14 protein-coding genes are annotated in these 12952 nt (G+C 64.6%); 1 reads left to right on the forward strand and 13 read right to left on the reverse strand.

What is annotated here, in order from left to right; translation table 11 throughout:
* Positions 1-4 precede the first annotated feature (4 nt).
* The 13 genes from ABFX56_RS04960 to ABFX56_RS05020 form a co-directional block, all read right to left on the reverse strand.
* Positions 5-1273: a 3-isopropylmalate dehydratase large subunit gene (locus tag ABFX56_RS04960; RefSeq protein ID WP_346232155.1), complete on the reverse strand. Its 1269-nt coding sequence runs from the start codon at positions 1271-1273 to the stop codon at positions 5-7.
* A gap of 43 nt (positions 1274-1316) precedes the next feature.
* Positions 1317-2579, reverse strand: coding sequence for an aconitase/3-isopropylmalate dehydratase large subunit family protein (locus ABFX56_RS04965; RefSeq protein ID WP_346232156.1), 1263 nt, complete (start codon positions 2577-2579; stop codon positions 1317-1319).
* The gene (locus ABFX56_RS04970; RefSeq protein WP_346232157.1) at positions 2576-3088 is read right to left on the reverse strand and encodes a LeuD/DmdB family oxidoreductase small subunit; all 513 of its coding nucleotides are present in this window, start codon (positions 3086-3088) and stop codon (positions 2576-2578) included. The genes ABFX56_RS04965 and ABFX56_RS04970 overlap by 4 nt, the downstream gene beginning before the upstream one ends.
* Positions 3089-3120: 32 nt before the next feature.
* A complete protein-coding gene (locus ABFX56_RS04975; RefSeq protein ID WP_346232158.1) occupies positions 3121-4200 on the reverse strand; it encodes an ornithine cyclodeaminase family protein in 1080 nt (359 codons plus the stop codon).
* Positions 4201-4254: 54 nt separating this feature from the next.
* Positions 4255-5310, reverse strand: coding sequence for an aminopeptidase P family N-terminal domain-containing protein (locus tag ABFX56_RS04980; protein ID WP_346232159.1), 1056 nt, complete (start codon positions 5308-5310; stop codon positions 4255-4257).
* A gap of 3 nt (positions 5311-5313) precedes the next feature.
* Positions 5314-6486 carry a M24 family metallopeptidase gene (locus tag ABFX56_RS04985; protein ID WP_346232160.1) on the reverse strand — a complete coding sequence of 391 codons (1173 nt, stop codon included), beginning with the start codon at positions 6484-6486 and terminating at the stop codon, positions 5314-5316.
* Positions 6483-7262, reverse strand: coding sequence for an ABC transporter ATP-binding protein (locus ABFX56_RS04990; protein WP_346232161.1), 780 nt, complete (start codon positions 7260-7262; stop codon positions 6483-6485). Before ABFX56_RS04990 ends, ABFX56_RS04985 begins: the two co-directional genes overlap by 4 nt.
* A 2-nt stretch (positions 7263-7264) precedes the next feature.
* On the reverse strand, positions 7265-8089 hold the full coding sequence (locus ABFX56_RS04995) for an ABC transporter permease (protein WP_346232162.1): 825 nt from the start codon (positions 8087-8089) through the stop codon (positions 7265-7267).
* Positions 8090-8207: 118 nt separating this feature from the next.
* Positions 8208-9263, reverse strand: coding sequence for an ABC transporter substrate-binding protein (locus ABFX56_RS05000; protein WP_346232163.1), 1056 nt, complete (start codon positions 9261-9263; stop codon positions 8208-8210).
* A gap of 82 nt (positions 9264-9345) precedes the next feature.
* Positions 9346-9846 (reverse strand): MarR family winged helix-turn-helix transcriptional regulator, encoded by a 501-nt coding sequence (locus ABFX56_RS05005; protein ID WP_346232164.1) that lies wholly within the window; start codon positions 9844-9846, stop codon positions 9346-9348.
* Between the two features lie 168 nt (positions 9847-10014).
* Positions 10015-10527: a 3-isopropylmalate dehydratase small subunit gene (locus tag ABFX56_RS05010; RefSeq protein ID WP_346232165.1), complete on the reverse strand. Its 513-nt coding sequence runs from the start codon at positions 10525-10527 to the stop codon at positions 10015-10017.
* Positions 10524-11831, reverse strand: coding sequence for an aconitase/3-isopropylmalate dehydratase large subunit family protein (locus tag ABFX56_RS05015; RefSeq protein ID WP_346232166.1), 1308 nt, complete (start codon positions 11829-11831; stop codon positions 10524-10526). The genes ABFX56_RS05010 and ABFX56_RS05015 overlap by 4 nt, the downstream gene beginning before the upstream one ends.
* A gap of 55 nt (positions 11832-11886) precedes the next feature.
* Entirely contained in the window at positions 11887-12387 is a 501-nt protein-coding gene (locus ABFX56_RS05020; RefSeq protein WP_346232167.1) for a MarR family winged helix-turn-helix transcriptional regulator, read from the reverse strand.
* 93 nt (positions 12388-12480) lie between these two features.
* Here ABFX56_RS05020 and ABFX56_RS05025 point away from each other — a divergent pair, with 93 nt between their 5' ends.
* Positions 12481-12933, forward strand: coding sequence for a hypothetical protein (locus tag ABFX56_RS05025; protein WP_346232168.1), 453 nt, complete (start codon positions 12481-12483; stop codon positions 12931-12933).
* The last annotated feature ends 19 nt before the right edge of the window (positions 12934-12952 follow it).

Below are 12952 nucleotides of genomic sequence, written 5' to 3' on the forward strand. Positions count from 1 at the left end.
ATAGTCACCCTCTCGCCGTTGACATGAATTGACGTGGATCGGCGATGTGGCCGTCCACGGCGGCCGCGGCCACCGTGAGCGCCGACGCGAGGTACATCGAGGCCTTGGGGCTTCCGTTTCGGCCGGGGAAGTTCCGGGCGTGGGTGGAGATCATCGCCTCGCCCGCGGCCATCGCCCCCATATTCGCGGCCTGGTTCGATCCGGTGCTCGCCGGGAACCAGGTGGCGCCGGCCTCATGCAGCTCCTGAACCAATCCGGCACGCAGTGCCTCGGTGAACACCTCCCGGCTAGACGGCACGATGTTGAACAGCACATCCGGGTGCACGCGACGTCCGCGCAACACCTCCGCCGCCATCCGGATGTCCTCCATCCGTCCGCCGCCGTGGCCGCCGAGTTCGGCCCACTGGATCGGGGTGCCGACGATCGAGTCGATCGGTTTCGTGTTGCCGACGGTCGGCGGGCATGCGACTTGGGGATCCAGTTGCGACAAATCGAACTCGCGGACGGTCACCGCCTCGCCGGCGTCGCTGAACTCCATCAGGTCCAGGTCGCCTCCCGGCAGGGTCTTGACGAACGCCCTCGTGGTGTCGTCGGGTTCCACGAACCCGCACTTGGCGCCCAGGTCGACGCACAGCAACGGAAAGAGCCACCGGTCCCAGAATGAGAGACCCTTGATGTAGGGTCCGCTGAACTCGAGGGCCTTATAGATGAGGGACCCCTCGCCCAGTTGGTTGACCAACCACAGGGCCACATCCCGTGCCGTGGTTCCCGCCGGGGGTACGCCGTTCAGCACGATGCGCACGGTCTCCGGCACCTTGAACCACGCCTTGCCGTAGGGCAGCACGGTGCCGGCGTGGGAGTCGTTGCCGAGCGCCACGGCCAGTGCGCCCACCGACCCGTGCACCGGCGTGTGGCTATCGGAGCCGACGACGATCATGCCCGGCTGAATCATGCCGCGGCGCATGGCGACGTGGTGGATGTTCCCGCTGCCGCAGTCGAACAGGCTGATGCCGTGCTTACGCGCCCAGGATCGATTGTGCTGGAGCACCTCGGCCTGGTGTTCGGTGGGCGGGGAAAAGTGGTGGTCGAAGACCAGCACGACCCGCTTGGGGTCGGGGATGGGCAGCCCGACTTTCTCCTCGTAGACCTTCGAGGTGAGGTATCCGCTCAGGTCGTGCATGATGAGGCGGTCGACCTTGGCGACGACGACCTCGCCGGGCTCCACCTTCTGCCTGCCACTCGCGCGCGCGAGGATCTTCTCCACCAGGTTCATTTCCGGCCTCCGATGTTGACACTGACTCTCACTGCGCCCACCCTCACTCCAGGACCAGACCTGGATTGGTGATGACACCACGAATGGCTGACACCGCTGCCGTGGCGGGACTGCTCAGGTAGATGCTGGATTGGTAGCTGCCCATGCGGCCCCGGAAGTTGCGGTTGGCGGTGGAGAGGGTGACCTCGCCGTCCGCCATCGCGCCACCGTTGCCGGCGCACGCGCCGCAGCCTGGGTTGGTGATCATGGCGCCGGCCTCGATGAGCGTCGTGATGATGCCGTCCGCGGCCGCCTTCGCCATCACCTTGGCCGACGCGGGGGTGACGACAAGCCGAACTCCTTTGGCAACCTTGTGTCCGGCAAGGTACTTGGCCGCGATCGCGAGGTCGTCATACTTGGCGTTCGCGCACGAGCCGATGAACACCTGGTCGAGCTTCATGCCGGCGACCTCGTCGACCGACACCACATTGTCGACTGTGTGGGGAACGGCAATCTGCGGCGCGAGCGAGCGCCCGTCCACAGTGACCACCTGTCGGTACTGCGCGTCGGCATCCGGCAACAGCGGGTCGATGCTGGCAAGGTCGACGCCGGCCTCCGCGAGATACCGTTCCGTTTCCCGGTCGGTGGGCACGTAGGCGTTCTTCGCGCCCATCTCCATGGCGAGGTTGCACAGCGTCATCCGCTCCGACACGGTCAATTGTTCGACATACGACCCGTGGAACTCCACCGAGCAGTAGGTCGCGCCGTCGGCGGTGAGGTCGCCGATCAGCTTGAGCATCACATCCTTCGGATAGGTGCCGGCCGGGAGCGGGCCGTCGATCACGATCTTGATCGACTCCGGCACCCGCAGCCAGAGCTTGCCGGTCACCCAGGCCGCCGTGATCTCGCTGAAGCCCACCCCGGTGCCGAAGGCGCCGAGTGCGCCGTAGATGGTCGAGTGGGAGTCGGTGCCGATGATCAGCTCGCCGGGACGGACGAGGCCATTCTCCATGAGCACGATATGGGCGATACCGGCGTTCACGTCGTAGAAGTTCTTGATGCCCATTTTGTCGGCGAAGTCGCGGGACAGTTGGTGGTCGGCGGCCGTCTTCGCCGTTTGTGCGGGCGAGACATGATCCATCACCATCGCGATCCGATCGGGATCGAACAGCTTCTCGACACCCATGCGCTCCAGAGTCCTGATGCACCGCCAGCTGGCGGTGTGGCTCATGTAAAGGTCGGGGTAGGCATCCACGATCTGACCGGGGACGACGTCCTTCACTCCCGAGGCACGCTCCAGCGCTTTGACTGCGAATGTCTTGCTCATCGACCGGTCTCCTTTGCAATGCTGGCCATCAACTGCGGGATCAGCCCGCCGCTCTCGAGGATGTCTCGGAGCATCGGCGGATAGGGGGCGAACGGAAACTCCCGGTCCCCCACGCTCACGATCCCCGCGTGGTAGTCGACCCAGACGTCCTGACCGTCCTCGATGGCATCCACCGCGTCCGGGCATTCGACCGCCACGAGGCCGGTGTTGATGGCGTTTCGGAAGAACACCCTGGAATACGAGCGGGCCACCACCGCCGTCACGCCCGCGCCAATGAGACACGTCGAGGCCTGTTCCCTGGCGCTTCCGCAGCCGAAGTTGCTGCCGCCGACGACGACGCGGCTCGCGAAGAGGCGCTGCTGCACCTCCTCGCCGAGCGGCTCGAAGGCGTGCTTGCCCAATTCCACCGGGTCGATGCTCACCAGATACCTGCCCGGGATGATGACGTCCGTGTTGACGTTGTCTCCGAACACAATGCTTGGTCCGCCAAGGCGTGGCGTGGATGTCATGTCATTCCTTTCCTTCGTGGCTGGGCTGGTCGTCACGGAGTGGTGTCCTCCAGGAACCAATCCGTCGGAACGACGTGCCCGAGGTCGAGCTTCTCCGCGAGTTCGAGAACCCGTGCACCGACGGCCCCGAACTGGATGCCCATGCCGGTGTTGTTTGCGAAGACGGTGATCTCCTCGGGGCTCTGACGGACGGGCGCCGGATCGATGAGCACGTCTCCGAGTTCGCGGATCTGCTCCCAGGTCAACCTGCCGCGCTCGACCGGCCCCAAGATGTCGAATTGCTTGTCGTGGTGCACCTGCTCGCGGGAGAACACGACGATGTGATCGGCCCTGTCGAACGTCGTGTCGTCGAGTTCGCGACGCGTGGCCGTCCCGTCCGGAGAGGTGATGCACGTCACGTGCGTGCCCGGTTCCAGCCAGGTGCCATCGAAGCACGGCTCCATGGCGGCGGTGGCGGCCGTGACGATCTGGCAGCCGGCCACGGCATCCTGCGGCTGGCTCACCGCGACAACCTTGCGGCCGCTGCGCGTGCTCCACTGCGTGGCGAACTTCTCTCGGTTGGCGGCGGTCGGGCTGTAGACGCGGATCTCCTCGATGCCGGGACGCACCAGCAGCAGGTGCTCCAGGTGTGCGGCAGCCTGCCAGCCCGACCCGAACATGCCCGCCACCCGGGCGTCGGGATTGCTGAGTTCACGGATGCCCAGCGCGGAGGTGGCACCAACCCGCATCTTTTGAATGAAGCTGTCGTGGATCATCGCGAGGGGCTCGAGGGTGGTGAGGCTGAACAGGGTCACCAGTCCCACATAACGGTTCCCGGGCGCGGCCGGGATCAGTCGCCGCCGCTGCTCACCGGTGGGGAGCGTCTCGACACCGGCGATGTCCGAGGTGATGCGGGTCCCCCAGACGCCGCTGGAGACGTTGCCGCCCTCCTGGGACTTGAAGCGGAACCGGAATCCCGGGTACCGGGCATCCTCGATGGGGAAGTAGGTGTGGTTCCGGGGGCGATTCGCGCCCTTTCCTTCCGCCAGTTCCCGGTAGGCGACTTCCAGGACGGCCTGGGTTTCCTCCGCCGTGAGCACCTGTTCAACGTCGGCGTTCGATAAGACTCTCATGCTTGGCTAACTCCCTGTGTATGGATGGGTCGTGTGTGTCTGCACGAGCGTCCCCTAGTCGGACGACGTCGTGAGCAGCTCGGCACCGGTTGCGGTGATGAGGACCGTTTCGGCGACAACCGAGCGGGCGTTTCCGGAGTGCAGCACCTCCAGCGACAGCACCACAACCTCGCCAGCTTCGGGCGTGCGACGGTGGTGTTCGGCCGACAGCAGTTCGCCGTTCGTTGCCATGTCGGCCTGATTGACACACCGCAGTTCCCAGACGGCGTCATCGGGAAGGTTGACGAGTTCGCGCTCGGCGGCCGCGGTGAGACTGTCCCAGGAGGCGCCGGGGCGCACCGAGCGAATGACAGCGTCGAGCGCCGTCGGCATCACTCGCAGCAGTGGCGTCTGGCCGCCGGTTGCCACCAGTCGACTTGCGTGCGGCCACCCGTGCCGGTATTCCCCGGTCGCCTGGAGACAGAGCAGTCCGTCGTCGGTCAGGTCGGTCTGGATTGCCACGTCGGTGAAGCCACCACCACGGATGTCCCGCTCGAGCAGCGCGATCCGCTCGGTCGTCGACAGCCCGGGTGCCGACGCGGTGTCCAGGGCGTCGCTGAGGATCGCGGCGCCTGTCCGTAAGAGCGCGGTTTCGGCCGGCGAGGGAAAGGCCCGCTGATCGCGCACGAGGGACCCGAGCATCCGCAGGTCCCATCCCGGGAGGGCCTCACGAACCTCGTCCACGATCGAAGCGGGCCACAGCTCAGCGTCAACGAGGCCGAGCGCTCCCGTCGCACCTTCGGCTACCAGCCCGGTCACCAGTTCACCGAACGTCTTACCGGAGCGCAGGTCGGTCATGGTCGAGGTCAGTCGCATCCAGCTGTGCACCCGCTGCGAGAGCTTGGTCAGCAAGAGAGCTGGGCCCTGCGCTGGGACCGCGACGACGCCCTCGTTCCAATAGATGCAGAGGTTGGTGAGATAGCCGATGTCGTCGGAGCGGAACACGTCGCCATAGACAAGGGCGAAATCGAGTCCCTGCTCCGCCATGACCGACTGAATCGCAGCGATCCGCCCGTCCCACTCCGCATCGGCGATCTCCGACCGGTCCCGCACCACGAGTCCGCGTTTCACGACTCACATCCCTTCGTCAGTAGAGAAGAGCTTTCGCTCCGTCTCGATCAGCACCTCGTACCCCGTCGCCGTGACGACGACGGGATCGCCCAACACGTGGTACCCGGCCAACGGCGTATAGGTGTTCGGGTGAATGATGAACACCGCCCCTTCAGGCAACACCGTGTGGTTGCCTTCGATGATCGGACTCTCATCCAGGTGCAGACCGTGCCCGTGACCGCGAACGCGTGTCCACTTGCTCGAGCAGTACTCGCCGTAACCACGACGTCGAAAGACGTCATTCTCAGCCATCGCCACCTCGTGTGCCGTCACGCCGGGCTTGACTACCGACATCCCGGCCTCGACCGCCTCGTTGAAGAGGTCGAACGACCGGCGCTGCCCATCGCTGGGGGTGCCGACCACCGCGGACCGGCAGATCTGCAGCCAGTAGCCGTCCATCCGAGGCGTCAACTCGGTGCGGACCATGTCGCCACGCTGCAGGCGCCTCCTGCTCGGCGGGGTCATCCCCAACACTTCGTCACCGCCGGAGGCGATCAGCATGAAGTTGTCCTCCGCGCCGAGCTTCTTCAGCTCGCTCTCCACGTGGGCAATGATGTGGAACTCCGAGAGGCCGGGTTCGAGAACCTCCACGAACCTCTTCCAGCCGGCGGCGCAGACCTCGCCGCTGCGACGCATCCGTGCCAGCTCCCACGAGCTCTTCACCATGCGCGCGTTGTCCATCAGGCGGGTGGCGGAGACGAACTCAGCGGTGGGGAGCGCGGCCCGCAGCGCGCTCGAAAACGCGAACGGCAGGAGCTCGAGGTGCGCGATCCCCACCCGCTTCGGCTTCGACTCTCGCAACCGATCGACCATCGGCATGATGTCGGACAGCCGGATGCGGTGCGCGTCCTGGATCCACCCCGCACCTTCGATGACGGCGATGTCAGCCTGCCTCGTGGAGTATGCGCTGGGACGACCGTCGGCGGCCAGGAGCGCGAACGAGGCGCTGCCCACAACTTCCGCATCGCTGAGATACCTGACGTTTTCCCGTCGCCACCCCGGAGCGTAGGCGAGCAGCACATCGAGGTCTTGCTCCGCCATCGCGGCACGCAGCTTGCGGTGGCGCAACGCCCGTTCCTCGCCGGCCGCGTCTGAAGATGCCGCGGGCCTGGTCAGCGTGGATGAAACTCCGCTCATGATGCCTCCTCCTCCATGCGCATGAAGTCGCGCGTCACGTTCTTTTCGATCTCGAACAGCGCGTCGTCCTCTGGGGCTCGAGGATGCGGAACGTCCAGCGGCAGATCAAGAAACATTTGGGCCGGCCGCGCGCTGATGACGAGCATCCGGGTGGAAAGGAAGACGGCCTCGCGGATGTTGTGGGTGACGAAGAGAATGGTGCGTCCCGTCGTCGCCCAGATTCTGACAAACTCCTGCCGCAGCTTGCGGGCGGAGATTTCATCGAGCGCGGAAAACGGCTCGTCCGCCAAGAGCAGATCCGGCTCGATGGCCAGGCCGCGGGCCAACGACACACGTTGCTGCATGCCACCGGATAGTTGCAAGGGGTAATAGTCCATGAATTCGCCGAGGCCGACCAGGGTCAGGTATTTTTCGACCCGCTGGGCAGCCTCCTCCTTGGGGATCCCTAGTTCATTGAGCGGGATCCGGACGTTGTCCCGGACGGTGCGCCAGTTCAGCAGTCGAGGCTGTTGGAAGACCACGCCGATCCGAACCTGCGACCGCGTCTTGATCCCGACTTCCTTGCCGTTGACCACGACTCGGCCCGATGTTGCGCTATCGAGTCCGTTGATGATGTTCAGCAGGGTGGACTTGCCGCACCCGGACGGGCCGAGGATCGACAGCAATGCGCCCTCTTCGACGCTGACGTCGAGGCCCGAAATCACTTTGAGCGGCCGCTCCCCCGGACGAGGGAACTCCTTGTGAAGGTCTTCGATGATGAGGTACGGGCTGGACATGGCTAGGCACCTTCCTGGTTGTGCGTGCGTGGGCGCCACTTGGTCAATCGCTTCTCAACGGGTTTGAGAATGAAGTTTTCGATGAGCAGGAGCGTGATGGTGAAGAGCAGGGTCCAGGCCAGGACCTGCGTCATGTTGAAGTTGCCGAACCACCAATTCAGCATGTAGCCGACACCGCTGGAGAGACCGATCAGCTCCACGACGGTGACGATCTTCCACGAAATCGCCAAGGCGTATCGGAACGCGGCCAGAACGTACGGGACGAGCTGGGGCACGATGAGCTTGGTCATGATCGACCGCCGGGAAAAGTGGAACGCCTTCCCCATATGAACGAGGTCGTGGTCGATCGCCTTGGTGCCCTGCCAGATGTTGATCGCGATCGCCGGCGTCGCGGCCACCCCGACGGCGAGGATGGCGGCCGTGTCGTTGAGGCCGAACCAAAGGATGAACAGGATGCCGAAGACAACGGCGGGGATGGAGAACCCGACCAGGATCCAGTTGACGAAAAGGTCTTCGCCGAGGTCGCTGAGCCCCATGATCAGGCCGATGATCACACCGGCCACCATGGCGATCGTCATTCCCCCGAGCACCCGCACCATCGTGATGTAAAGCTGGTAATAGGTGTCTCCCTCCAGGAGGTTGTCGAACAATGCCTTCCCCACCGGCACCGGCCCGGGGAGGACCTGGATGCTGAGGAACAGGGATCCGACCTGCCACAGGACGATCACCGCGAGCAGGGAGGCTGCTCGTCGAAGCGGACGCTTGAGCGATCGGCGACGGCCGAGTGCTAGCGGCGGCTCGAGCCCCGATGCGACATCCGGGGCCAATTGGTTTCCTACTCGAAGCGTTGACAACTCTGTACCAGCTCTCTTTCTGGGAATTCTTGTGGAGGTGGGGGGAGTCCGTCCCTCGGGCGGACTCACCCCGTCGCTCGCGGTCTACTGGCTATTTGGCGGCCACGTAGTCCAGGCTGAAGAGGCCCTTGGGCGATTCCTTGACGAAGTCCTCGGCGCCCAGGATCGGAATGAGCGACTCGATCAGCTTGACCATGCCGTCAACCTGCTTCTGATCCCAGGCGGTGCGGAAGTTCTCGCCGAGAAGCGCCTGCAGTGCCTTGGGCGCCTTGGGGTCAGTCAATTTCAGGGACTGGGCGTATCGGTCCCAGGCCTTGTCATCGCCTTGGACGTAGGCCACTCCATCGCGCATGGCGTTGGAGAAGGCGACGAGTTCGCTGCAGTGGTCGGCGGCATAAGTCTCCGTCGAGGCCAGCGCGAGGTGCACGGGGATAGTTCCCGTCGCCTCGATGTACTCGGTGGACAAGTCACCGATCTTCTTGTATTTGCCGGTGAGCTCGGTCACGACGGTCGCAGTGGATCCGGTCAGCACCGCGTCGAGTTCACCCTGGTCCATCAGGCCGAGAACTGCGGCATCCGGCGCGACGGTGAGCGAGGCGACGGCATCCTCCAACTTGGGGATACCGAACGACTCGTTGGCGATCGCCGACAACACCGCGAAGGTGGCGCTGTTGTTGGCGGAGAACGATCCGAGACGCTTGCCCTTCAGGTCGCCGATGTTCTTGATGGCAGAGTCCTTCGGGACGAAGACACCGTTCGATGGACTGGCCAACGCGCCGAAGAGAAACACGTCTGACCCCTGCGAACGGGCGACCGCCATGCTGGTCGTGCCGCCGAAGCCGATGTCCACTGACCGCTGGGTGACGGCGGTGGCCGAGGCGGGCGGGTTCAAGAAGCTCTTGATGTCCAGATCAAGGTTGTACTTCTTGTCCAGGCCCTGGTCTTTGATCGCGGATGTGACGAGGTCTTGAGCGCCAGGGTTCACGCCGAGCGTGACCTTGGTCATTTCCTTGAGGGGTCCGCACTCTGACGCCGCTGCTGACGCGTCTGGTTCGGTGATGGCGTCGGATTTCGGAGTAGAGCAGGAGGTGATGGCCAGTGCGATGGCGCAGGCAACGGTGACAGCAGCAACTTTCTTGACTCGCATTCCAGTCTCTTTTCTTGTTTTCTCGGTGTTTTCTCGGTGTGTTTTCTCGGTGCAACCAACGCCCGCGATGAGCGCCGGTGAATCAGGGCTTAGCGTTGAGGTGATCGGTGAAGTATCGTGTCGCTGCGTCGTAGAGGACCCCCAGCGAATCGGTCAGTTCGGCTCGCTTTTCGGCGGACAGCTCTCGGGTCAAGGTGTCGATGACCTCGCGCAGCGCTAGGTCGCCGGCTGCAGCCGCGGCAGCACCCAGTTCGGTGACGCTCAAGACGATGGCACGTCGATCGACCTCGCTCGGCCGTGTCTCGATGAGTCCTCGACGTGCCAGCCCGTCGACCGTCTCCGACACAGTCGGGAGGGTCAAGTTGCCCCTGACGGTCAACTGCCTCAGTGAGGTGTCACCACCCAGCACGCGCGTGAGGGTGCGGTATTGCCGGAAGGTGAGCGGGACAGCCAGGTGGCCGAGGACGATCGTGTTCAAGCGACGCAAGCGAGCGGCTACGGTGACCAGCAGTTCCTGGTCCGGGTCCAGCGCGGTCGCCCGTTCCGGAGCCATCACCTCGCCGACCTCTGGCTCGAATGCCACATCAACACCTTTGTTTGTTCGGTACCCTAAGTAGTTCTGGAAAGAACATACAGTTAGGGTCCCTAAGTAGTCAAGCGGCGAGCTCAGATTGCCCGGAATAGAGAAAAATGGGCGCGATCGATCGACTGGACGCACTCATCCGGGGTTCGCGAGAGACGTGCTTGGCCGCTATACGTAGCCCTCGCGGCGTAACAGCGCCTGGGTGCCGCCGGCAGCGATCGTCTCCAGCAGCATGTCGGGCATGGCCGCGCCGGTAGCGGTGGCGCCGGTCGTGCGATTGACGAACGTCCCGTGTTCGATGTTGACGGCCACTTCGTCGCCTTCGCTGACGAGGTCGAGCACTCCGGGACATTCCAGCACGGGAATCGCGTAGCTTACGCAGTTGCGGAAAAAGATTTCGCCAACCGACTCGGCGACGATCGCGGCGATGCCCAGTCGGCCGAGGTAAAGGGGCGCCGGCCGGCTCGACCCCGAGCCGAATCCTCGTCCCACGACGAGGATGTCGCCAGCGGCCACCAGGGTCGCCCAGCCGGGGCGGATAGTGGCGAGCACAAGCGGTCCCTGCTCCTTCTCCGGCAGTTCGAATCCCGCCCGCGGCATGATCGCATCCGTGTTCACGTATTCGTCCGGGATCACCCAGGCCTTGCCGACCCGTGTCCAGGTGTCCGCCGGCGGCGTCACGTGCGATCCGCCAACGCCGCAAGGTAGGGCATCGGATCGGCGATGTGACCCTCGATCGCCGATGCGGCCACCGTCGCCGAAGATCCCATGTAGATCTCGGCATCGGGACTTCCCATCCGGCCCCTGAAGTTGCGCGTGCTCGAGGTGATGCACACCTCTCCCGGTCCCAGTACGCCCATGTGCCCTCCGGCGCAGGCCCCACAGGTGGAGTTCGTCACCAGCGCACCGGCGACGATGAGCGTCTCGATGTAGCCGAGACGGAGCGCCTCGAGGTAGATCGCCTGCGATCCCGGCGTCACGATGAACCGCACCCCGTCCGCGACCCGTCGGCCGCGGACGATCTCGGCGGCGACCCGCAGGTCGGACAGCTTGCCGTTGGCGCACGATCCAATGAACGCCTGATCGACTTTCACTCGCTCCTCGCCGATCGAGCTCGCCGAACGCACGTTGCGATTCATCGAGTTCGGCATCGCTATCCCGGGCTCGAGTTCACCCAGGTCGAGCACGTAGACCGCCGCATACTCCGCGTCCGGATCGCTCTCGACGGCCTCAAACGGCGCGTTCGTCACGGAGGCCACATGCTCCCGGACCAGGCGGTCGGCGGGCATCATGACGAAGTTCGCGTTGAGCTCTGTGCACATCGTCGAGAGGGTCGCCCTGTCGTCCAGCGGCATCGACTCGAGCCCCGGACCTTCGAACTCGATGTCGTGCCCCTCTTGGCTGCCATACCGTTGGGCGATGGCGAGAAAGACGTCCTTTCCGTACACGCCGAACGGAAGGGATCCCTCCAGACGGAACTTCACCGTCGGTGACACCTTGTACCAGGTCTTCCCCGTGCAAACGAGCTGAAAGATGTCGGCCAACCCGAGCCCCCGGGCGGCACAGTTCAACACCCCGGCAGCGCTCGTGTGAGAGTCGTTCGACGCAACGAGCTGGCCGGGAAGAGCGAGGCATTCCTCGAAGATCAGCTGATGCTCGATTCCGCCCCGTCCGACATCGGCAATGCGTCGGAAGCCGAGCCGGGCCGCGTGCTCGCGTGCTCGCCGGTGAGCGTTCGCCACCCTGATGGTGGGCGCGGGAACGGCATGGTCCATGAGCACCGCCACCCGCTCCGGGTGGGCCACCTTCTTCAGGTCGTCCGGTAGGCAATCGGGGGTTTGGCTGAAGACGGTGTCTGCCATCACGATCAGGTCGACGTCGGTGACCACGATCTGTCCTGGAGCGACCTCGGCAAGTCCGCTGCGGGCGGCCAGGACCTTGTGCGCCATGGTCATGCCCATGGCGACCCGCGTCCCCCGATGCACGCCGTTCCCGGCTGGTGGGCGGCTCGGGGACACACCTCGTGAAGAAGATCGGACATCAGGACCTCGGGGTCAGACGATCGGTCAAGTATTCGGTGGCGGCGTCATAGATGACCTGCAGCGAGTCGGCCAGGGCTGTGCGTTGCGCGTACGTCAGTTTTCCGGTGAGAGCTCCGATGACCTCACGCAGCGCCGAATCACCAGCCGCTACTGCCGCGGTACCGGCCTCGGTGGCGTAGAGGACGACGGATCGACGGTCTGCTTCACTCTGCCGCGTTTCAATGAGGCCACGGCGAACGAGCCCGTTGACGGTCTCGGACACCGTCGGGAGCGTCACTCCGGCTTGGGCAGAGAGCTCGCCCAACGACGCGCAACCGCCCACGATCCGCCCTAGGGTACGATACTGGCCGAAGGTAAGCGACACCTCGAGATGGCCCAGAACAATCATGTTGAGGCGGCGAAGTCTGGCGGCGACCACGACCAGCAGCTCGTGGTCTCGCTCGAGCGATGTCGTTCCGCCGGGCGCAAGCGATTCGAGTTCTTCCGCGTTAGTAGCCACGGTCAACGCCTCTCTGCTTATTTAGGGACCGCTCGTTAGGGACCCTAAGTACTTTCCTCATGACACTACGTCTACGTCACCGGGTAGTCAACAATGGCAGCCACGCTGATCGAAGGCGCAAAGAAGCTCTTCTACCCGGCGCCACGGGGACGTCGGGCGTGGCAGACTTGTGCCGCCATGGATGAACACGAGGACGAGCCGGAACTCGCCGGCTACGTGCCACACGATGAACGCCCGCTGCGCAGCAGACGCCGCACCGTGATCTTCCGATTCGTCGTGATCGTGGGCGTGCTCTCGCTGGTCCTCCCTGGGTTGGTCACCAGTGCCGCGGTCGCCTCGGCCACGGCGAACCGTTCCTGCGCGATCTGGGTGCACTACGCTGCGCCGGATGCGGCCGGGTCCGAGGCCCGCTTCGAGGTGTTCGGCCCGGGCGGAATCGGTTGGGAATGCTACTCGGTGGGCGCCTTCGGCGGTGACCACCACGTCGTTTCGCTCGGGCTGATCCCCGGAGAGCCAAGGCTGCCGGCGCACACGCTCGACGCCTAGCTCCACCGAACGCGCGGTG

It is taken from the genome of Parafrigoribacterium mesophilum (genome assembly GCF_039652555.1).
GTDB classification, from domain to species: Bacteria; Actinomycetota; Actinomycetes; order Actinomycetales; family Microbacteriaceae; genus Parafrigoribacterium; species Parafrigoribacterium mesophilum.

Coding starts and splice junctions, on each gene's coding strand:
- ABFX56_RS04960 (WP_346232155.1), bottom strand. CDS start 1,273: ATGAACCTGGTGGAGAAGATCCTCGCGCGCGCGAGTGGCAGGCAGAAG.
- ABFX56_RS04965 (WP_346232156.1), bottom strand. CDS start 2,579: ATGAGCAAGACATTCGCAGTCAAAGCGCTGGAGCGTGCCTCGGGAGTG.
- ABFX56_RS04970 (WP_346232157.1), bottom strand. CDS start 3,088: ATGACATCCACGCCACGCCTTGGCGGACCAAGCATTGTGTTCGGAGAC.
- ABFX56_RS04975 (WP_346232158.1), bottom strand. CDS start 4,200: ATGAGAGTCTTATCGAACGCCGACGTTGAACAGGTGCTCACGGCGGAG.
- ABFX56_RS04985 (WP_346232160.1), bottom strand. CDS start 6,486: ATGAGCGGAGTTTCATCCACGCTGACCAGGCCCGCGGCATCTTCAGAC.
- ABFX56_RS04990 (WP_346232161.1), bottom strand. CDS start 7,262: ATGTCCAGCCCGTACCTCATCATCGAAGACCTTCACAAGGAGTTCCCT.
- ABFX56_RS05000 (WP_346232163.1), bottom strand. CDS start 9,263: ATGCGAGTCAAGAAAGTTGCTGCTGTCACCGTTGCCTGCGCCATCGCA.
- ABFX56_RS05025 (WP_346232168.1), top strand. CDS start 12,481: ATGGCAGCCACGCTGATCGAAGGCGCAAAGAAGCTCTTCTACCCGGCG.